Origin of the sequence: Sphingobium sp. DEHP117, from assembly GCF_030867385.1 — a bacterium.
In the GTDB taxonomy this organism is placed as follows: domain Bacteria; phylum Pseudomonadota; class Alphaproteobacteria; order Sphingomonadales; family Sphingomonadaceae; genus Sphingobium.
Genome location: NZ_JAPFBJ010000003.1, coordinates 477990 through 496732, shown reverse-complemented (window position 1 = coordinate 496732; position 18743 = coordinate 477990). Strand labels below are relative to the sequence as shown.

Below are 18743 nucleotides of genomic sequence, written 5' to 3'. Positions count from 1 at the left end.
CATGATCCTTCGTCCCCGACAGTCCCTTTTCGTCGAGCGCAGCCTGTCTGCGCTCGACACTCACGGCAACACGCTCGGTGTGGCTCCGACCGGCACGGGCAAGACGATTATCCTGTCCGCGGTCGCGGGCCAGATGATCGGCGACAGCCGCGCCAAGGCCTGTGTCCTGGCCCACCGCGATGAACTGACAGATCAGAACCGGGATAAATTCGCCCGGGTCAATCCGGGCATGACCACCTCGGTTGTCGATGCTGGCACGAAGAACTGGAGTGGCCAGGTCACCTTCGCGATGGTGCCGACCCTTTCCCGGCCGGCCAATCTGGATGCCATGCCAGCGGTCGATCTGCTGGTAATCGACGAGGCGCATCATGCGGTCGCCGACAGCTACCGTCGTATCATCGATCGCGTTCTCCACCTCAATCCGATGGCGCGCATCTTCGGAGTCACCGCCACGCCCAATCGCGGTGACCGCAAGGGACTGCGCGAAGTATTCACCAACGTGGCGGACCAGATCCGCATGGGGGAACTGATCGCCTCGGGCCATCTCGTGCGGCCGCGCACCTTCGTCATCGACGTCGGGGTTCGCGAAGATCTCGGCAAGGTTCGCAAGACGGCTGCCGATTTCGACATGGGCCAGGTCGACGCCATCATGAACAAGGCGCCTGTGACCGACCAGGTCATTGCGCATTGGCGGGAGAAGGCCGGCGACCGCCAGACGGTCGCGTTCTGCTCGACCGTCAGTCATGCCGAGAATGTCGCGGACGCCTTCAATGCAAACGGCATTCCCGCAGCAGTCGTACATGGCGATCTGGATGACGCGACACGTCGTGCCACCCTGGCCGCCTATGACGCCGGTGACATTCAGGTGGTCGTCAATGTCGCAGTGCTGACCGAAGGCTGGGATCACCCCCCGACCTCCTGCGTCGTCCTGCTGCGCCCCAGCTCGTTCAAATCGACCATGATCCAGATGATCGGTCGTGGCCTGCGCACCGTGAACCCGGAAGAATATCCCGGCATCGTCAAGACGGACTGCATCGTCCTCGACTTCGGAACGTCGACCTTGATCCATGGCTCGCTCGAGCAGGACGTCGATCTGGATGGCAAGCAGGCCAGCGGTGATGCACCGACCAAGGAATGTCCTGAATGCGGTGCGGTCGTACCGGCCGCCGTTACCGAATGCCCGCTGTGCGGCCATATTTGGGAAGGTAGCGGGCGTGACCCAGCCGAACCGCTCGGCCAGTTCATCATGGCCGAAATTGATCTGTTGAAGCGGTCGAGCTTCGAGTGGGTGGATCTGTTCGGGGACGATGCTGCGCTCGTCGCCAACGGTTTTCACGCATGGGCCGGCGTCTTTTTCCTGAACGGTCGCTGGTATGGCATCGGTGGTCAGCCCAAAAAGCCCGCACATCTGCTGGCCATGGGTGAGCGCAGCATCTGCCTCGCTGCCGCAGACGACTGGCTCAACACCCATGAGAGCGACGAGTCGGCCCACAAGAGCCGTGGCTGGCTGCGGCAACCGCCAACCGACAAGCAGCTGGCCTTCCTGCCGCCGTCTTATCGGACCGACTACGGCCTGACGCGTTACCACGCCTCCGCGCTGCTCTCCTTCCGCTTCAACCAGTCAGCCATCCGCGGCCTCGTGATGGGCGCGGATCCGCATGCTTTGCGGGAGGCGGCGTGATGGATACCGCCCATGGAAAAATCGCCCTCTGCCGAAAAGCGACTGCGGTGCTGGCATCCACGCGGATTGCTGTGTGCAGTCTGCCTTCGTCCAACCTCTGGCTTCGGCTGGTCGGGCCCGCAACGTACGAAACGATCGGGCCCCTCTGTGTGGTTCTGCTCAATCAGCTGCCAGCGCTTCTTCTGGCTGCGGGCGCGCAAGGTGCAGGACATGGTTGATCTGACCGCCCAGGAAGAGGCCGCAATCCGCGTCGCGCTGGAACCTGTCGCAGCCCTGATCGACACGATCGGCTGGCACTCCCCGCCCAGCGAATGGTCGCAGGAGCAGATGCTCCAGCTGATCACCGTCGCGATCGATGGCTTCCAGACCGCGATGCATCAGGCAGCCGTGGATGACTCCATGGAGGTGCCGTTCTGATGTTGGACTTCAATCACCGTCCCGCATTCGGCGAACGTCTGAACGCCCTCGTGGATAGCCATCTCGTGGCAGACAACGCCGCGCGCAGCCCCCGGGATTATCTCGGCGGTTCGCGGGTGGGCGTTTCCTGCGAGCGCGCGCTCCAGTTCGAGTTCACGGCCACGCCCAAGGACGAAAATGCGGAATTCTCGGGCCGAACCCTGCGGATTTTCGCAATGGGTCACGCCCTGGAAGATCTGGCCATAGCCTGGCTGCGCGGTGCCGGCCTCGATCTGTTCACCCGCAAAGGCAATCGTCCGGACGGCGAGCAGTTCGGCTTCTCTGCCGCTGGGGGGCGACTGCGCGGTCACGTCGACGGGATCATCGCCGGTGCTCCTGCGGCGCTTGGACTTCGTGTCCCCGCGCTCTGGGAATGCAAGACCATGAACGCGAAGAACTGGCGGGAGACAGCGTCGAAGGGCGTTGTGCTGTCGAAGCCGGTCTATGCCGCCCAGATCGCGCTCTACCAGGCCTATATGGAAGTCAGCGTGCCGGGCATCTCGGCCGCCCCAGCGCTGCTTACCGCGATCAACAAGGACACGGCCGAACTCCACCACGAACTGGTCCCGTTCGATGCGGAGCTGGCCCAGCGCATGAGCGACAAGGCCGTGCGGATCCTGTCAGCCACCGATGCCGGGGAATTGCTGCCGCGCTTCACCCGGACACGTGAGCATTTTGAGTGCCGCTTCTGCTCGTGGGCTACCCGTTGCTGGGAGATGCCCCAGTGACCGAAGACAATGTCGTCCACTTCAACCCCTGGCGGGATTTCAATGATGCCGCATCGCTGGAAGAGCTGTTCCTGGAGCCAGATCCGGCCCAGATCGTTGCCTTCTTCGACGTCGTCTTCGATTATTGCGACGGCCTGATCCCGGTCCGCAGCTTCATCGACAAGGGTCAGGGCATCGAGGGCAAGCCCCATAACATCTGGATCGATGCGGATGCGTCCGCACCGGAAAAGCTCACGACCTTTGCCCATTGGGCAGGCCGCGAAGGCGCGGCAGTTTACGTGATCCCCGGCACGGTGGCGGAGAGCGGTCAGGCAAAGTCTGCCGACATCACCGCGATGCAGGCGATCGTCGTCGACATCGACACCGGCGATATCGGTGCCAAGGTCGCCCATCTCACCCGGCATCTGGGCGACCCCACTCTGATCGTGGAAAGCGGTGGGCGAACGCCTGAGGGTGCGCACAAGCTCCATGTCTGGTGGAAACTCTCGGAGCCTGCGACCGATGCCGACGTCGAGCAGGTTTGCGCTCTGCGCGGTGCCATTGCCGCCAAGGTGGCCGGCGACACCCATTTCCGCTCCGCGCACCAGCCTATCCGTGTCCCTGGCACCATTTATCACAAGGGTGGCAGCCAGCGCATGGTGCAGATCCTGCAGCACGCCGCCAAACGTGAAGTGGACCTTGCTGATTTTGCCGAGATGGTTTCGGCCATGCCGCCCATGCCGGGGATTGGCGCGGCTTCTGCCTCATCGCCCGAAAAGCCTGCTCTCGCCGATGTGCTGACGACGCCGGTCCATGAAGGCGGGGCTGATGCCTGGTCCCGGTTCGAAGGCGCGAGCGCTGCCATCGGACACTATATCCGCCAGGTCCATGATGGTCGCATCAGCCTGGACGAAGGCTGGGAAGCGATCTGCCAGTACAATGCCGCAATGCTGCGGCCGAGCTGGCCGCTCGATCGCCTGAAGGCGGAATCCGATCGGCTGTGGCGCTTGCATGTCGAGCGCAATGGCCCGCCGCTGCTCCGTTCTGCTGAAACCGCACGCAGGGCAGACATGCCCGCCTTCACCTTTGGCGCGTTGTTGGATGACGCCAGCCCGATGCCCGCTGACATCGTCGCACCCCGGCTTTTGACACCCGGCGGTCTGCTCGTGCTCGGCGGCGCACCCAAGGTCGGCAAGAGCGATTTCCTGATCTGCTTTCTCGCGCACATGGCTGCGGGCGTGGCGTTTCTTGGCTTCACACCGCCGCGCCCCCTGCGGATCTTCTACCTCCAGGCAGAGATCCAGTACCATTATCTGCGCGAGCGGTTGCAGGCCATCCGGCTCGATCCTGCCGTCATTGCCGCCGCCCGCGACAACCTGGTGGTCACTCCCAAGCTGCGTCTTCTGCTCGACGAGCGCGGCGTGGCGCTGGCGGTCGATGCCATCAAATCCCATTTCCCGGACGATCCGCCGGACATCATCTGCATCGATCCGATCCGCAACGTGTTTGACGGCGGGCCCGACGGCGGCGGCGAAAACGACAACAGCGCCATGATGTTCTTCCTGCAGCAGCGGGTCGAGCAGCTGCGCGACGCCGTCGCCCCTGATGCCGGCTTGATCCTCGCTCACCACACCAAGAAGCTGAACAAGAAGCAGGTCGCCGAGGACCCGTTCCAGGCGCTTTCCGGTGCCAGTGCGCTGCGTGGTTTCTATACGTCCGGCATCATCATGTACCGGCCCGAGGAGGACATGCCGGCGCGCAAGCTCGAGATCGAGCTGCGCAATGGTCCAGCGATCGGCCCGATGCTGGTGGACAAACGCAGCGGGCAATGGGTCGAGCTCGACGCAAGCAGCGAACGGCTGATCCGCAAGGACGTCGGCGCCAGACTCGATGCTGAGCGGGTGCGCAAGCATGATGTCATTCTCGGGATCCTGCTCGACGAGGCCGCTGCCGGGCGGCTCTATACGTCACTGCAGTTCGCGGAGAAGTTCGAGAACAAATGCGGCCTTGGCGGGACCTATACCATCAGGGACCGCATCTCGGTCCTGGCGACCAAGGGCTACATCAAGTTTGTCCGCGATGGCTCGCCCTACGGCATGGCCAGAACGACATCGAAGTTCGGCTACCTCTGCACCGAAGGCATGGTCATTCCCGGGAACGGCGAAACGGCGGATCCCGACACCGGCGAAATATCCCCCACGATGCTGGAGGTGCTGCCCAGCCACTTCAAATGCCCCCAGTCAGGCGGGTCCCTGCCGGTCGAGAACCCCCGGGTCTGGGTCTATCCGGAGGACGAGCAATGATCCTCGGGCCGGCCATTCCGGGCTACGCATGGGCACGCACAATCCAGTTGGGGAAGCTGCGGACGATTTCCGCAACTGGGTCCGCACAAACACCCGTGCGCCCGCGTGGATACGCACAATCCAGTTGCGGACGATTTTCCCAACTACCCCCGCATGACTTCGCACGGGCACGCTGTGCCACCCGCAATCCAGTTGCGGAGGGATCGACCATTCCCAACTGCCACAACTTGAATTTCTGGAAGTTTTCCAAGGCGTTGAGATCCACCCCAAGTTGTGGGTGTGAAACCCCCATCCTAAAGGATGGGGACGCACCCCGTGGGGTGTGCGTCCACCTTCAGCATGGGAACCCGCGGGCCGTCGCTCCAAGGCAGCAGCGCGCACCACCCTGATCCCTGATCCCGATCTTCCGCAAACATCATTCAGACATTTCCGAACGGAGACCATCATGGCTTCGAATACCCTCGCTTTGCCTTCAGGTATTGCACCCCCTGCAACAACTCCGGGGCTGATCGCCCCGTCTGCCACCATGCTTGCGCTGGATCTGGGGACCACCACCGGTTGGGCCATGCGCCCGACAGCAGGTCCGATCGTCAGTGGCACCCTCAGCCTCAAGCCTTCCCGCTACGACGGTGGCGGCATGCGGTTCGTCCGGTTTCGCAAATGGCTCGATCAACTGGATGTTGATGCCGGGCCGATTGCGACCGTCCACTTCGAGGAGGTTCGACGCCACCTCGGGACCGATGCTGCCCACGTCTATGGCGGCCTGCTTGCAGTGCTTACTGCCTGGGGCGAGGAATTGGGAATTGCCTACCAGGGCGTGCCAGTTGGCACGATCAAGCGGTTCATTGCCGGCAAGGGCAATGCCGACAAGGCAGCCGTGATCGCGGCCGTTCGCGCCAAGGGTTTTGCGCCTGCCGATGACAACGAAGCTGATGCCATCGCCATCCTGCTTTGGGCTATCGAGACCCGTGGAGGCGTGAAATGAGCGCGGCCAATTTCCTGAAGCGCGTGGCGCAGGTTCTGGAAGATCGCGGTGCTGCCTACGGCGATCCCAAGACCCAGATGGAGGCTATTGCCCGGCGCTGGTCGATCACCCTGGGAACGCCAGTGACGGCGCAGCAGGTTGCGCTGTGCATGATCGACCTGAAGTTGGCTCGGCTCGCCCACGACCCCAATTATGCTGACGGTCCGATCGACGTGATCGGCTACGCGGCGCTCATTCCGGAGATCATCCGTGGCCCGCGGTCGTAAGCGCAAGGCGGGCCGCCGCCACCCCTGCGGCAAGCTGGTCCCTGCCAGCGTGGGCGAGACCCAGCGTGAAGTCGTGGCAACTGTGCTAGAAGCCCGGCAGCGCCATTACGGCGTGACGGCCCGGCAGGCGAAGGACGACCGGTTGGGCACGGCGCTTGGCCGGGTCGCCTTTGCGGGCAAGATCACAGCAGACCAATATGCGGCAGGCGAGATGTACGGTGAAATCATGGCCCGCAATCGTGCGGTCATGGGCCTGCCCATGGATCAGCCGCGCTCTGTCACAGCCCTGCTTATCAACGAGGGTATCTTCGGTGGTAGCGCGCCTGACCATGACCCGGACCTGGTCGAGAAGGTTCGTCGTCGCGCTGCCGCAGCAATCATGATGCTGCGCGCAGCCGACCACGATGCGCCCGGTGCGGTTGGTCGCGAGCCCAGCGTCCTGGTTCATGCAGTGGTTTGCCACGAGGTCGAAGCATCGAACTGGTCGGCAGCAGACCTCGTCAACCTTGGCCATGGTCTGGATGCCCTGTGCCGTCTTTTCCGTATTGGCAGCGACAGTTCGTGACCAGATTCACTCGCCCATCAAGTGAAGTAACGAACTGAATCTATTGTATTATTGCTGAATTTCGCATTGACCGGACTTGCCCGATGCTGTAGACCTTCCGAAATAGAGGATTGAGAACTGCGCCCGGAGCCCACCAGCTTCCGGGCGTTGTTCGTTTCAGGCGTTGCGCATGGCTGAACGGCAACGGGGACGTCGGGCAGTTGCGCAGCGTCTGCGACGATTACGGGCCGAACCGCTCTGCCGGGATTGCGCCGCCAAGGGCATCGTTCGCGAGGCCACCGTCCCCGACCACATCGTGCCGCTCACCAAGGGTGGCAGCGATGACGACAGCAACATCCGCTGCCTGTGCGCCGACTGCCACCAGGCCCGCACGGCCGAGCAGTTCGGGCTTCGCCGGAGGGTCGGCACCGGCCCCGATGGCTGGCCGATCGGCTGATCCCCCGGGGGCGGGTCGAAACTCTGGGGCCTTGGGAGGGGAAACCGCGCCTGGCCCAAACTTTTCACGACCGCGAGTTAGCAACCGGGGGTCATATGATGGATTGGCCGGCAGACAAGGTCGAGCGCAAGAGCGTCTCGGCACTGGTGCCCTATGCCCGCAATGCTCGGACCCACAGCGAGGAACAGGTGGCCCAGATCGCCGCCTCGATCCGCGAATGGGGCTGGACGGTGCCGGTGCTCGTCGATGAAGATGGCGGCCTGATCGCAGGCCACGGACGAGTGCTTGCGGCGCGCAAGCTGGGCCTGACCGAGATCCCCGTCATGGTCGCGGCCGGTTGGACCGAAGCCCAGAAGCGGGCCTATGTGCTGGCCGACAACAAACTGGCGCTAAACGCTGGCTGGGACGCGGAATTGCTGCGTGTCGAACTGACCGACTTGCAGGCCTTCGACTTCGACCTGGGGCTCACCGGCTTCTCCGATGACGAACTGGCTGCGCTGACCGCGGTGAAAACCGAGGGCCTGACCGATCCCGACGAGGCTCCCAACCCTCCGGAAATTCCGGTGAGTTGCCCGGGCGACGTCTGGTTGCTCGGCAAACACCGGCTGATGTGCGGCGACAGCACCAGCGTCGATGACATGGAAAAGCTGACCGCCGGGCAGATGGTCGACATGTGGCTTACCGATCCACCCTACAATGTCGCCTATGAGGGCGGCACCAAGGACAAGCTGACCATCCAGAACGACAACATGGCGGACGACGAGTTCCGCCAGTTCCTGCGCGATGCCTATGTAACCGCCAGCACGGTGATGAAGCCGGGCGCGGTGTTCTACATCTGGCATGCGGACAGCGAGGGCTACAATTTCCGGGGTGCGGCGCGCGATGCGGGTTGGAAGATCCGCCAGTGCCTGATCTGGGAAAAGTCATCGCTGGCCCTAGGCAAACAGGATTACCACTGGCAGCACGAACCCTGCCTCTATGGCTGGAAGGACGGCGCCGGGCACCTGTGGGCCAGCGACCGCAAGCAGACGACCATCCTCAAGTTCGACAAGCCGTCGCGCAATGGCGAACACCCGACCATGAAACCGGTCGCCCTGTTCGAATATCAGATGCTCAACAACACCAAGGGCGGCGACATCGTGCTCGACAGCTTCGGCGGATCGGGCACCACCCTGATTGCCGCCGAGAAGAACGGCCGCATTGCGCGGCTGATGGAACTCGATCCGCGCTATTGCGACGTGATCATCAAGCGCTGGCAGGACTTTACCGGCCAGGCCGCCACCCTCGAAGCCGACGGGCGAACCTTCGCCGACGTAAGCGAACAACCGCGGTAACAACGTGCATGACCTGGCTCTATCTCCCCCCGGATACGATCCGGGGCGCGATGACGCATGCCTGCACGGACTTTCCCTATGCGCCGGCGCTGGCGGGCTCGACCTCGGACTCCACATCGCCTGTCCCGGATACAGGACTGTGGGTTACGTCGAGCGGGAAGCCTTCGCAGCAGCCACTCTCGTGGCGCGGATGGAAGACAAGGCCCTGGATCCGGCACCTGTCTGGGACGACCTTAACACCTTCGACGGCCGACCATGGCGCGGACTCGTGGATATCCTCACTGCGGGCTACCCGTGCCAGCCATTCTCGGTTGCCGGGCGGCGTCTCGGCGAAGCTGATCCGCGCCATCTCTGGCCCCATGTCGCGCGCATCATCCGGGAATGCGATCCCCCGATCGTTTTCCTCGAAAATGTCGCCAATCATCTGCGCCTCGGGTTTCCCGAGGTCGCCCGAGAGCTGGTCGGCATGGGCTACGTCGTTGCGGCAGGACTGTTTACGGCGGCGGAAGTCGGCGCCCCGCACCGGCGCGAGCGCCTGTTCATCCTTGCAATGCGCGAGGGTGACGAGCTGGCCGACGCCGCAGACCGACAGCTTTCGCAGTCGGGGCGGCAACCGGAAACACGAACTGGGTCTGGACCGCATGGCGCGGGACTGGCCGACTCCCAAGGCAATCACGGGCGGAGCGAATTCGAAACGGGCGGAACGTGGTGCGGGCGGCCCGGACCTGCAGGAGGTTGCGGCCCAGTGGCCGACGCCGATGGCCAGCGACGGGAGCAAACCGAGTGCGGGCAACCGCAGGACGGCGGACCTTACCCATGTGGCGGCCATATGGATGACCCCGACGGCCCGGGACTACAAGGATGGGTCGACCAGTCTTGCCAATGTGCCGGTGAACGGCCTGCTTGGCCGCCAGGTCCTGACGACACCGCCGCGTGGGACAGATACCTCGGATACGCGCCGGACCTTGAACCCGCTGTTCGTCGAGGCGCTGATGGGCTGGCCCACCGGGTGGACCGGCTTCGACTTTGCGGAAACGGAGTGGTCCCCCTGGTTGCGGCGCATGCGCTACGAACTCTCGCGTCTGAACTCGTCCGGCATCGGGAAACCCAAGGTATGACGGATGAAACCCGGAACGAAACCAAAACCAACCCATCTGAAGCTGATTGAGGGCAACCGCGGCAAGCGCCCGCTCAACCGCAAGGAGGCCGCTGTGCCTGCGGCACTGCCGGCCCCGCCGCCCCACCTGACCGCCGATGCGCTCGAGGAATGGAACCGGGTCGCCCACTGGCTGCACCGGATCGGCCTCCTGTCCGAGGTCGATCGGGCCGCCCTCGCTGCCTACGCCCAGGCCTATGGCCGCTGGGTCCAGGCCGAGCGCGCGATCGCCAAGATGGCCGAGAAGGACCAGCTGACCGGCGGCCTGATGATCAAGACGTCCAACGGCAACGCCATCCAGAACCCGCTGGTCGGCACCGCCAACAAGGCCGCTGCGGACATGATGCGTTACGCTGCAGAATTCGGGATGACGCCCAGTGCCAGAAGCAGGATCTCAGCCGAGGCGACGTCGGAAGGCGCCGACCCCGCCGACCGCTTCTTCAGCTGACCGGACGACCGATTACGCCCGGGCCGTCATTGCTGGCGAGATTGTTACCGGGCCGCATGTGCGCAATGCCTGTCGCCGGCATCTTGATGACCTGAAACGCACCGACGGCATCCGCTTCGATCTCGAGGCGGCAAACCACGCCTTCGGGTTCTTCGAGGAGGTGCTGAAGCTTTCCGAAGGCCAGTTCGAGGGCCAGCCCTTCCGGCTGGAGCCGAGCCAGGCCTTCATCATCGGCAGCCTGTTCGGCTGGAAACGCGCCGATGGCCGCCGGCGTTTCCGCCGGGCCTACATCGAACAGGGCAAAGGCAACGGCAAATCGCCGGTCGCTGGCGGCATCGGCCTGTTCGGGATGACGGCGGCCGAGGAAGCCGGCGCCCAGATCTATGCGGCGGCGGCCAAGCGCGAACAGGCGGGCATTCTCTTCGCCGACGCGGTGAAGATGGTCCGCCAGTCGCCGGCATTGGCGCGGCGGCTGGAGTTCTCGGGCGGTCCGGGACGCGAATTCAACATCGCGCATCTGTCCTCGGGCAGCTTTTTCCGACCGGTGTCCCGCGATACGGGGAAAACCGGCTCGGGACCGCGGCCGTACTTCGTGCTGGCGGACGAGGTCCACGAGCTGCCCGACCGCTCGATCATCGAGATGCTGGAGCGTGGCTTCAAGTTCCGCCGCGATCCGCTGCTGTTCATGATCACGAACTCTGGCTCTGACCGCAATTCCGTTGCCTGGGAGGAACACGAACACGCCATCCGGGTCGCAGCTGGCAATCCCGACGCGGTGACCGACCCGACTTTTTTGGGCCAAGTCATCGACGACACGACCTTCAGCTACGTCTGCGCGCTCGATGATGGCGACGACCCGCTGACGGATCCCAGCTGCTGGATCAAGGCGAACCCGCTGCTCGGCGTCACGATCACCGAGCAATACCTCTCGGAAGTCGTGGCGCAGGCCAAGGCTATCCCGGGACAATTGAACGGTATCCTGCGGCTGCACTTCTGTGTGTGGACGGATGCCGAGACCGCTTGGATGGCGCGGGCAACGCTGGAACCGCTGCTAGCGGAGTTCGAGCCAAAAGCAGGTGCCAGCACCTGGCTCGGGCTCGACCTAAGCCAGAACCGCGACCTGACCGCGCTGGCAGCCGTCCAGCGCAGCGGCGAGAAGGACGGCAAGCCCTGCTTTGACGCATGGGTCGAAGTCTGGACGCCGGGCGACACACTGGCTGCCCGGGTACTGCGCGACAAACAGCCCTACGACCTCTGGGTCGCAGACGGATTTCTGAATGCGCCAGCGGGCGAGAACATCAGTTTTCGCCACGTGGCGCAGGCGCTGGCCGAAATGGTGTCCGACTACCGCGTCGAGGCCGTGGCCTACGACCGCTATGCCTTCCGCCGGTTCGAGGAGGAGGTCGCCGAACTCGGGCTCGACCTTGCCTTTGTCGAACACCCGCAGGGTGGCACCAAGCGGGCCAAACCTGCGGGCGAGATGACCGAAGGCCTCTGGATGCCGGGTTCGCTCCGGCACCTGGAAGAACTGATCCTCGAGGGCCGGATCCGGCTCAAACGTAACCCGGTCCTTATTTCGGCAATGATGTCAGCGGTCACCGAGACCGACCGCTGGGACAACAAGTGGCTCTCCAAGCAGCGAGCCATCAACAAGATCGACGCAGCCGTGGCGCTGTGCATGGCAGTGGGGGCGGCAATGGCGGGCGACACCACCGGCTCCATCGATGACTGGCTGAAGAGCCTGGCCACATGAACCTCTTCCAGAAGGCATTCGGCTACATCGCGCGCTCCATCGGCCTCACCGACCCGCGGCTGGTGCAGGCCGTCGGCGGCCGTACGGCGACGACCGGCGAAGTGGTCTCGACCAGCTCGGTACTGGGGCTCGCCTCAGCATGGGCCTGTGTCAATCTGCTGGCCGGCACGATCGCCTCACTCCCGCTCATGGTCTACCGGACCCGGGGCGGAGCGCGGACGGTCGCGACCGATCATCCGCTTTACCGGATACTGCACGACAGCCCGAATGCTGACCAGACCGCGGTCGACTTCTGGGAGTTCATCTGCGCGAGCATTGAATTGAACGGCAACGCCTATGCCGAGATCATCCGGGGCAGCAACGGCCGGGTCGTGGCGCTCAGCGTTCCGATCGCGCCGGAATTGATGACGGTTCGCCGTCTGCGCGACGGCAGTCTTGAATACGAATGGTCGGATGACGGCATTCGCAGCATCGTCAGCCAGGACAACATGCTCCACATCCGGGGCTTCGGCGGCAACCCTCTTGGCGGGCTCTCGACCCTCTCGTTCGGCCGCCAAACGTTCGGCCTCGCACAGGCGATCGAGCGCGCTTCGGGCGATACCTTCCGTAATGGGGTGCGGCCTTCGGGACTTCTGAAGACTGCCGACAGCCTGACCCTCGACCAGCGCAAGCAGGCCGAGGAACTGCTGCAGGAGAAGTTTGCCGGTGCGATCAACGCCGGGCGGCCAATGCTGCTCGACCGGGGCATGGACTGGGTCCAGCTATCGATCAGCCCGGAAGATGCACAGATGCTTCAGAGCCGGGCATTCTCGGTCGAAGAGGTCTGCCGCTTCTTCGGCGTGCCGCCGTTCATGGTCGGCCACACCGAGAAGACGACCAGCTGGGGCACCGGGCTCGAACAGCAGACCCTTGGGTTCCAGAAGTTCACGTTGCGTCGGCGCCTGAAGCGCATCGAACAGGCACTGGCCAAACAACTGCTCTCGCCCGCCGACAGGCAGGCAGGGCTTGTTATCGAGTTCAACCTTGAAGGCCTGCTGCGCGGTGACAGCGCTGCGCGGGCCTCCTTCTACCAGCAGATGCTGACCAATGGCGTGATGACCATCAACGAGGTCCGCGCCCTTGAAAACCTGCCGCCGGTCGAAGGCGGCGATGTCCCCCGCATGCAGATGCAGAACGTACCCATCGCGCAGGCCGGTGCCCCTGCTGGAATTCTGCCGCCAACCGGAGCGAATGCCCCATCGGAGCCCCTTAAATGAAACATCTCACCCTGACCCTCAAATCCAGTGACCTTCAGGACACCGGGCAGTTCGAGGGCTACGCCTCGACCTTCGGCAATGTCGACCAGGGCGGCGATCTCATCGAACCGGGCGCTTTCCGGGAGAGTGTCGCCAAGGCCCGTGCCGAAGGCTGGGGCATCCCGATGCTATGGCAGCACGACCAACGCGAGCCGATCGGTGTCTGGCGCGACATCTTCGAGGATGATCGCGGCCTATTCGTCCGCGGCCAGCTGATCCTCGACGGCGATCCGGTCGCCCAGCGTGCCTATGGCAAGCTGAAGCACGGCGCGCTTGGCGGCCTTTCGATCGGCTACACCATCCCCAAGGGCGGTGCCGCTCCCGACCCCTACAAGGCTGGCGTCCTGCGCCTCAAGAAGATCGATCTTCGCGAAATCAGCCTCGTCACCATGCCCATGAACACTGAGGCGAAGGTGACGGCGGTCAAGACCGTCACCGACGGGCAGACGATGCCGACGCTATCCGATTTTGAGAATTTCCTGCGCGAGGCAGGGTTCTCGAAAAGCCAGGCCACCGCAATCGCGGGGAAAGGCCTCAAATCGCTGCTCCGGAGTGAGTCCGGCAGTGAGTCCAACACCGACTTTCTGTCGGCTCTTGCCGCGCAAATCCGCGGCTGAACCCACCTCCTACGGAGCAATCCCATGACCGAGACCAAGAGCGCCGATCAGTTGGCGCAAGAAGTGAAGGCTGCGTTCGATACGCGCCATGACCAGGTAAAAGCCATCGCCGAAGAGGCGCTGGGCAAGGCTGCCAAGGGTGAAGAGCTCTCGGCCGCGACCAAGCAACTGGCCGACGAGGCGCTGACCGCGCTCAATGAAGCCAAGGCTCGCCTCGACGAGGTCGAGCAGAAGCTCGCCCGCAAGAAGCAGGACGACGAACGCTCCGACTATCGGACCATCGGTGAACGCGTCGTTTCGTCCGACACCATCAAGCCGTTCCTGAACAGCAAGACCGCCCGCGGCCGCGCCAGTGTCGAGGTCAAGGCGATCGTCTCTGCCCTCACGACCGATGCCAACGGCTCGGCCGGCGACCTCATCGTGCCCGATCGTCAGCCGGGGATCATCACCCCTGGCCAGCGCCGCTTGACGGTCCGCGACCTGCTGACCCCGGGCCGCACCAACAGCAACGCCGTCCAGTATGTGAAGGAAACCGGCTTCACCAATGCAGCGGCGACCGTTTCGGAAACGGCAGGCGCCACCAAGCCGCAGACCGACATCAAGTTCGATGTCGTGACCAGCAGCGTCACCACCATTGCCCACTGGGTTCTGGCGACCCGGCAGATCCTCGACGACGTGCCGATGCTGCAGTCCTACATCGACGGCCGCCTGACCTATGGTCTGGCGCTCGTTGAAGAGAACCAGCTGCTGAACGGCGGCGGCACAGGCACCGACCTGCACGGCGTTTACACTCAGGCGACCGCCTTTGCGCCGCCGATCACGATCCCAGCGCCTGTCACCCGGATCGATGTCCTGCGCCTCGCCATGCTGCAGACGGCTCTTTCCGAGCTGATGTCGACGGGCGTCGTGCTGCATCCGTCCGACTGGGCGGCGATCGAGCTGCTCAAGGACACGACCGGCCAGTTCATCATCGGCAATCCGCAGGGCAATCTGTCGCCGACGCTGTGGGGGCAGCCGGTAGTGGCAACGCAGTCGATGGCGACGGGCAAGTTCCTGACCGGTGCCTTCCAGCTTGGTGCGCAGATCTTCGACCGCATGGACGCCATGGTCGAGATCTCGACCGAGGACGACCAGAACTTCCGCAAGAACCTGGTGACGGTGCTGGCCGAAGAGCGCCTCGCGCTCGCGGTTTACCGGCCCGAGGCTTTCGTGAAGGGCGACTTCGCGGCAGCTGCCACCGCGGCAACGGCCGCCTGATGATGATGGGGCCGGCTCGTTCCGGCCCCTCTCATCCACCGGAAGGGATAACCCATGATCCTCAAAGCCCTTGATACCCTGCACATCAGCTCGGTCAGCTCCAACAACATTCTGGCCGGCCAGAGCTTCGAGCTCGACGACCACTTCGGCCGCCAGCTGATCGAACGCGGGCTCGCGGTGGAAGTTGCATCCGACGAACCTGCACCGACGGTCACGCGCAAATCGGGATCCACGCACCGCACCAAGGCGGAATAATGTCCGAGATTGCAACGATCGAGCCGCCCCAGGACCGTCCCGTGACGCTTGAGGAAGCACGCCAGCAGCTGCGTCTCGACGCGCATGACGAGGACATGCTGCTGGCTGTCCACCTCGACGCAGCCCAAGCCGAACTCGAACGGCTCGCGGATGTCAGACTTTGTCCGCAGACGCTCGCCATGGTGCTGGAGGACTGGCCTGAGGAATTCACGGTGCCGGTCCGGCCGGTGACGATTGCGGCCATCACCTACACTGCCACCGGCGGTGCGACGGTCACCTTGCCCGAGGCTGCTTATGTTGCCCGGGCACGTCATGGATTCGTGCGCATTCGGCCAGCTGCCGGCACATCATGGCCCACGCTGGCGCCCGATGGGCAGATCACCATCACCTTGTCGGCCGGTTTTGCCGAAGATCACCCGGACCTGGCGATCGCTCGGGCCGCGATCCTCGTGAAAACGGCCTCCCTGTTCGAAAACCGCGAGGGTGCAGGCTGTCTCGCCTTCGATACCCTCGTCAACCAGCTGGCCGCGCGATGGGTCTAGCTTCCCGGCTCGACACCCGGATCCGGATCGAGCGCAAATCCGTCACCTCTGACCCTCTCTATGGGACGGAGACCATAACCTGGGTGGAATTCGCCACGGTGTGGGCGGAAGTGCAAGACGTCCTGCCAAGCCGGGCTGAACGCCTGGCGGACAGCATTGTCGTCGCCAACCGCCCGGCACGGATCCGCATGAGGCATCTGGCCGGGGTCACCCCGGACATGCGGGTGATCATCGGGACCCGCACCCTGCAGATCGTGTCGGGACCGGCGGAAATCGGCCGCCGGGAAGGCACAGAACTCATTGTCGAGCAGCACAGCAGCGAAGGAGCCGCGCCATGACGATCCGGCTCAAGGGCGGCCCTGAACTGCTGCGCCTGCTCGATGAACTGCCCAAGAACCTCGAGCGCAACGTCATCCGCGGCGGGCTGCGCGCCGGGGCCAAGGTCATCCAGCAGCAGGCCAAGGCCAACGTGCCGGTCCGCACCGGCCAGCTCAAGAAGGCGATCGGGATCGGCACCCGGACGGCCGGCAGCAGGCTCAGTTCCTACGTCAAGCTGCGCGGGTCTGGCTCCTATCTCGGCCTGTTCATTGAATACGGCGTCGCGCCGCACCTGATCTCGGTCGCCGAGGCGGACAAGCCGGTGCGCAATACCCGCCGTGGCCCGCGCAAGGTCAGCATTGGCACGATCAACAGGATGGTGAAGCGCGGCAGCCTGAAGATCGGCGAGAACTTCGTCGGTCCAGTCATCATGCATCCGGGCCATGCGGCCAAGCCGTTCCTGCGTCCGGCGCTGGACCAGAAGGCCCAGGAAGCCGTGAACGCCGTGGGCGCTTACATCGCGCACCGGGTCCAGATTGGGAACCTGAAGGCGCCGACACTCGAGGTCGATGACGAATGAACGGAGTGATTGCGGTCCGCAGTCTCTTGGTGGCTGACACCGGGGTGACAGTACTCGTCCCTGCGGTGCGGATTGTCGCTGGAATGCTGCCGCAGGGCACATTGCTCCCGGCGATCTCGCTCATGTCGGTCAGCAGCACCGACCGCAATATCGCCGCGCCCGGTCCGAAACGCAGGGTGACCGAGCGGGTGCAGGTGACGGTGCTCGCCGCCAGCTATCCGGCCGCCAAGGCCATTATCCGCGCGGTCCGGGCAGCAGCGGCTGACCGCATGCCCGCAATCGACGGGCTCACCGACGTCACCGTCCACACCGACTCCGCCGGGCCTGATTTCCTCGACGAGGAGACCGGCATCCACATGCAGACGCAGGATTTCCGCGTCTCATTCAACGAGGCGCGCTGAGGCCTCACCTTCAATAAGGAACCACTGCCATGACCGTTCGGACTTCCGCCGGCACCACGTTGAAGGTGTCGGCCTCTACCCCTGCGACCTTCGATCCTACCGGCTACAATGCGCTGACCATGACGCTGGTCGGCGAGGTGTCGGACCTTGGCGAGTTCGGCCGGGAATACAATCTCGTCACCTTCAATCCGGTCGGCAGCCGCGGCGTCGTCAAGAAGAAGGGCAGCTTCAACCAGGGCACCATGACCATCCAGCTCGGTCTCGATACCGACGATGCTGGCCAGATCCTGCTGAAATCCGCCTCCACCTCGGACAGCGATCACAGCTTCCTCGTGACCACCCAGAATGGCGACAAGTACTATTTCCAGGCCCAGGTCATGAGTTTCAAGGTGAACGTTGGCTCGGTCGACCAGATCACCACCGCCACCGTGACGCTGGAACTGACGACCAATTCCGCCGGGGTCGGCGTGGTTGAAGTTCTGGCTCCCTGATCCCTGCCACGTCCCTGACGGAGACCACTCATGTTTGACATTACCAAGCTTGCCGCGACCGAAACCTCGATCGTCGAACTGGTCGGCGGCGATGACGCCCCGCTGTACGACGACAAGGGCCAGCGCCTCTCCATCACCGTCTATGGCCCGGGCACCAAGGCCTATCAGCGCGCGCAGTCGCGCCAGCAGAACCTGCTGGTCGACAAGATCAAGAAGCGGGGGAAAATGGACCAGACGGCTGAGGAAAAGCTCGCCGAACAGGCCGAGTTTCTCGCGGCCTGTACGGTCAGCTTCAACCATTTCACCTATCCGCCGGCCGAGGGGCAGGAAGGCGCTGCCCTGTTCCGCAAGGCTTATGAAGATCCCTCGATCGGCTTCATCGCGGCTCAGGTCGCAGCGCATATCAATGACTGGGCAAATTTTACGACGAGCTCGGCCGCGAGCTGAGCCTCTTTGTCCGGCAGCTGGCCTGGCTCGGCACAGCGCCGAAGCCGCGCCAGTCTTCGACCAAGACAACGGAAGAGTCTGACCCGCAAACCCGTCTGCAGCGCATGACGGCGGACGGCATCGTTCCCGACATGCCGCCGATCCGGGCTCCATGGATCATCGACACTCTGATGGACATCGGCGCATCCGAGCCGGGCGCCATGGGACCGGTGCCGTTGTCATGGGCGACCATCGCCCAATGGCAGTCGTGCATGGGCGTTGACCTCGCGCCCTGGCTCTGCCGGCTGCTCCGCCGCCTGTCGGTCGAATTTGTTGCCGAAAGCCAGAATGCCCGGGAGCCCGATTGCCCGGCGCCCTGGACTGCCGTCACTGACGGCACCAATCGCCCCACTATATCCCGTAAAGTCTCCCAAGCTTTCCGCGCGCTGATCAACTCGAAGGAGTGAACCG

At 64.0% G+C, this 18743-nt stretch carries 23 protein-coding genes and 1 pseudogene; all 24 read left to right on the top strand.

All coding sequences use genetic code 11. The features are described 5' to 3' along the window. Window position 1 precedes the first annotated feature (1 nt). The 24 genes and pseudogenes from OOT33_RS14935 to OOT33_RS14820 all read left to right on the top strand — a co-directional run bounded on the left by OOT33_RS14935 (window position 2) and on the right by OOT33_RS14820 (window position 18739). Window positions 2-1681: a DEAD/DEAH box helicase family protein gene (locus OOT33_RS14935; RefSeq protein WP_307750814.1), complete on the top strand. Its 1680-nt coding sequence runs from the start codon at window positions 2-4 to the stop codon at window positions 1679-1681. A gap of 210 nt (window positions 1682-1891) precedes the next feature. Then, window positions 1892-2098, top strand: a complete 207-nt coding sequence (locus OOT33_RS14930; protein WP_307750812.1) for a DUF6511 domain-containing protein — start codon at window positions 1892-1894, stop codon at window positions 2096-2098. After that, entirely contained in the window at window positions 2098-2865 is a 768-nt protein-coding gene (locus tag OOT33_RS14925) for a hypothetical protein (RefSeq protein ID WP_307750811.1), read from the top strand. The genes OOT33_RS14930 and OOT33_RS14925 overlap by 1 nt, the downstream gene beginning before the upstream one ends. Continuing rightward, complete coding sequence (locus OOT33_RS14920; protein WP_307750810.1) at window positions 2862-5147, top strand: AAA family ATPase; 2286 nt, start codon at window positions 2862-2864, stop codon at window positions 5145-5147. Before OOT33_RS14925 ends, OOT33_RS14920 begins: the two co-directional genes overlap by 4 nt. Before the next feature lie 445 nt (window positions 5148-5592). Then, window positions 5593-6132, top strand: a complete 540-nt coding sequence (locus OOT33_RS14915) for a hypothetical protein (RefSeq protein WP_307750809.1) — start codon at window positions 5593-5595, stop codon at window positions 6130-6132. Further along, window positions 6129-6398, top strand: a complete 270-nt coding sequence (locus OOT33_RS14910) for a DUF6378 domain-containing protein (RefSeq protein ID WP_307750808.1) — start codon at window positions 6129-6131, stop codon at window positions 6396-6398. The genes OOT33_RS14915 and OOT33_RS14910 overlap by 4 nt, the downstream gene beginning before the upstream one ends. After that, window positions 6382-6963 (top strand): hypothetical protein, encoded by a 582-nt coding sequence (locus tag OOT33_RS14905; protein WP_307750807.1) that lies wholly within the window; start codon window positions 6382-6384, stop codon window positions 6961-6963. The genes OOT33_RS14910 and OOT33_RS14905 overlap by 17 nt, the downstream gene beginning before the upstream one ends. A 169-nt stretch (window positions 6964-7132) precedes the next feature. Next, window positions 7133-7399, top strand: coding sequence for an HNH endonuclease (locus tag OOT33_RS14900; RefSeq protein ID WP_307750806.1), 267 nt, complete (start codon window positions 7133-7135; stop codon window positions 7397-7399). Window positions 7400-7494: 95 nt separating this feature from the next. Further along, entirely contained in the window at window positions 7495-8733 is a 1239-nt protein-coding gene (locus tag OOT33_RS14895; RefSeq protein ID WP_307750805.1) for a DNA methyltransferase, read from the top strand. A gap of 4 nt (window positions 8734-8737) precedes the next feature. Then, window positions 8738-9247: pseudogene (locus OOT33_RS17945) on the top strand (DNA cytosine methyltransferase); the annotation flags it as partial. Window positions 9248-9293: 46 nt separating this feature from the next. After that, on the top strand, window positions 9294-9851 hold the full coding sequence (locus tag OOT33_RS14885; RefSeq protein WP_307750803.1) for a hypothetical protein: 558 nt from the start codon (window positions 9294-9296) through the stop codon (window positions 9849-9851). 3 nt (window positions 9852-9854) lie between these two features. Further along, a complete protein-coding gene (locus tag OOT33_RS14880) occupies window positions 9855-10337 on the top strand; it encodes a phage terminase small subunit P27 family (RefSeq protein ID WP_307750802.1) in 483 nt (160 codons plus the stop codon). 58 nt (window positions 10338-10395) lie between these two features. Next, window positions 10396-12090 carry a terminase TerL endonuclease subunit gene (locus OOT33_RS14875; protein ID WP_307750801.1) on the top strand — a complete coding sequence of 565 codons (1695 nt, stop codon included), beginning with the start codon at window positions 10396-10398 and terminating at the stop codon, window positions 12088-12090. Further along, window positions 12087-13346 carry a phage portal protein gene (locus tag OOT33_RS14870; protein ID WP_307750800.1) on the top strand — a complete coding sequence of 420 codons (1260 nt, stop codon included), beginning with the start codon at window positions 12087-12089 and terminating at the stop codon, window positions 13344-13346. The genes OOT33_RS14875 and OOT33_RS14870 overlap by 4 nt, the downstream gene beginning before the upstream one ends. Next, window positions 13343-14002, top strand: coding sequence for an HK97 family phage prohead protease (locus OOT33_RS14865; protein WP_307750799.1), 660 nt, complete (start codon window positions 13343-13345; stop codon window positions 14000-14002). Before OOT33_RS14870 ends, OOT33_RS14865 begins: the two co-directional genes overlap by 4 nt. Window positions 14003-14026: 24 nt before the next feature. After that, a complete protein-coding gene (locus OOT33_RS14860; RefSeq protein ID WP_307750798.1) occupies window positions 14027-15259 on the top strand; it encodes a phage major capsid protein in 1233 nt (410 codons plus the stop codon). Window positions 15260-15313: 54 nt separating this feature from the next. After that, a complete protein-coding gene (locus tag OOT33_RS14855) occupies window positions 15314-15514 on the top strand; it encodes a hypothetical protein (RefSeq protein WP_307750797.1) in 201 nt (66 codons plus the stop codon). Beyond that, window positions 15514-16056 (top strand): hypothetical protein, encoded by a 543-nt coding sequence (locus OOT33_RS14850; protein WP_307750796.1) that lies wholly within the window; start codon window positions 15514-15516, stop codon window positions 16054-16056. Before OOT33_RS14855 ends, OOT33_RS14850 begins: the two co-directional genes overlap by 1 nt. After that, window positions 16047-16394, top strand: a complete 348-nt coding sequence (locus OOT33_RS14845) for a phage head closure protein (protein WP_307750795.1) — start codon at window positions 16047-16049, stop codon at window positions 16392-16394. The genes OOT33_RS14850 and OOT33_RS14845 overlap by 10 nt, the downstream gene beginning before the upstream one ends. Further along, the gene (locus OOT33_RS14840; RefSeq protein WP_307750794.1) at window positions 16391-16954 is read left to right on the top strand and encodes an HK97 gp10 family phage protein; all 564 of its coding nucleotides are present in this window, start codon (window positions 16391-16393) and stop codon (window positions 16952-16954) included. Before OOT33_RS14845 ends, OOT33_RS14840 begins: the two co-directional genes overlap by 4 nt. Next, window positions 16951-17355 carry a DUF3168 domain-containing protein gene (locus OOT33_RS14835; protein ID WP_307750793.1) on the top strand — a complete coding sequence of 135 codons (405 nt, stop codon included), beginning with the start codon at window positions 16951-16953 and terminating at the stop codon, window positions 17353-17355. The genes OOT33_RS14840 and OOT33_RS14835 overlap by 4 nt, the downstream gene beginning before the upstream one ends. A gap of 29 nt (window positions 17356-17384) precedes the next feature. Next, window positions 17385-17846, top strand: coding sequence for a hypothetical protein (locus OOT33_RS14830; RefSeq protein WP_021245860.1), 462 nt, complete (start codon window positions 17385-17387; stop codon window positions 17844-17846). A 30-nt stretch (window positions 17847-17876) separates the two neighbouring features. Further along, entirely contained in the window at window positions 17877-18293 is a 417-nt protein-coding gene (locus tag OOT33_RS14825; protein WP_307750791.1) for a hypothetical protein, read from the top strand. A 104-nt stretch (window positions 18294-18397) separates the two neighbouring features. Next, window positions 18398-18739 (top strand): hypothetical protein, encoded by a 342-nt coding sequence (locus tag OOT33_RS14820; protein ID WP_307750790.1) that lies wholly within the window; start codon window positions 18398-18400, stop codon window positions 18737-18739. The last annotated feature ends 4 nt before the right edge of the window (window positions 18740-18743 follow it).

Coding starts and splice junctions, on each gene's coding strand:
- OOT33_RS14935 (WP_307750814.1), top strand. CDS start 2: ATGATCCTTCGTCCCCGACAGTCCCTTTTCGTCGAGCGCAGCCTGTCT.
- OOT33_RS14930 (WP_307750812.1), top strand. CDS start 1,892: ATGGTTGATCTGACCGCCCAGGAAGAGGCCGCAATCCGCGTCGCGCTG.
- OOT33_RS14925 (WP_307750811.1), top strand. CDS start 2,098: ATGTTGGACTTCAATCACCGTCCCGCATTCGGCGAACGTCTGAACGCC.
- OOT33_RS14915 (WP_307750809.1), top strand. CDS start 5,593: ATGGCTTCGAATACCCTCGCTTTGCCTTCAGGTATTGCACCCCCTGCA.
- OOT33_RS14910 (WP_307750808.1), top strand. CDS start 6,129: ATGAGCGCGGCCAATTTCCTGAAGCGCGTGGCGCAGGTTCTGGAAGAT.
- OOT33_RS14900 (WP_307750806.1), top strand. CDS start 7,133: ATGGCTGAACGGCAACGGGGACGTCGGGCAGTTGCGCAGCGTCTGCGA.
- OOT33_RS14895 (WP_307750805.1), top strand. CDS start 7,495: ATGATGGATTGGCCGGCAGACAAGGTCGAGCGCAAGAGCGTCTCGGCA.
- OOT33_RS14880 (WP_307750802.1), top strand. CDS start 9,855: ATGAAACCCGGAACGAAACCAAAACCAACCCATCTGAAGCTGATTGAG.
- OOT33_RS14870 (WP_307750800.1), top strand. CDS start 12,087: ATGAACCTCTTCCAGAAGGCATTCGGCTACATCGCGCGCTCCATCGGC.
- OOT33_RS14865 (WP_307750799.1), top strand. CDS start 13,343: ATGAAACATCTCACCCTGACCCTCAAATCCAGTGACCTTCAGGACACC.
- OOT33_RS14860 (WP_307750798.1), top strand. CDS start 14,027: ATGACCGAGACCAAGAGCGCCGATCAGTTGGCGCAAGAAGTGAAGGCT.
- OOT33_RS14855 (WP_307750797.1), top strand. CDS start 15,314: ATGATCCTCAAAGCCCTTGATACCCTGCACATCAGCTCGGTCAGCTCC.
- OOT33_RS14850 (WP_307750796.1), top strand. CDS start 15,514: ATGTCCGAGATTGCAACGATCGAGCCGCCCCAGGACCGTCCCGTGACG.
- OOT33_RS14845 (WP_307750795.1), top strand. CDS start 16,047: ATGGGTCTAGCTTCCCGGCTCGACACCCGGATCCGGATCGAGCGCAAA.
- OOT33_RS14840 (WP_307750794.1), top strand. CDS start 16,391: ATGACGATCCGGCTCAAGGGCGGCCCTGAACTGCTGCGCCTGCTCGAT.
- OOT33_RS14835 (WP_307750793.1), top strand. CDS start 16,951: ATGAACGGAGTGATTGCGGTCCGCAGTCTCTTGGTGGCTGACACCGGG.
- OOT33_RS14830 (WP_021245860.1), top strand. CDS start 17,385: ATGACCGTTCGGACTTCCGCCGGCACCACGTTGAAGGTGTCGGCCTCT.
- OOT33_RS14825 (WP_307750791.1), top strand. CDS start 17,877: ATGTTTGACATTACCAAGCTTGCCGCGACCGAAACCTCGATCGTCGAA.
- OOT33_RS14820 (WP_307750790.1), top strand. CDS start 18,398: ATGACGGCGGACGGCATCGTTCCCGACATGCCGCCGATCCGGGCTCCA.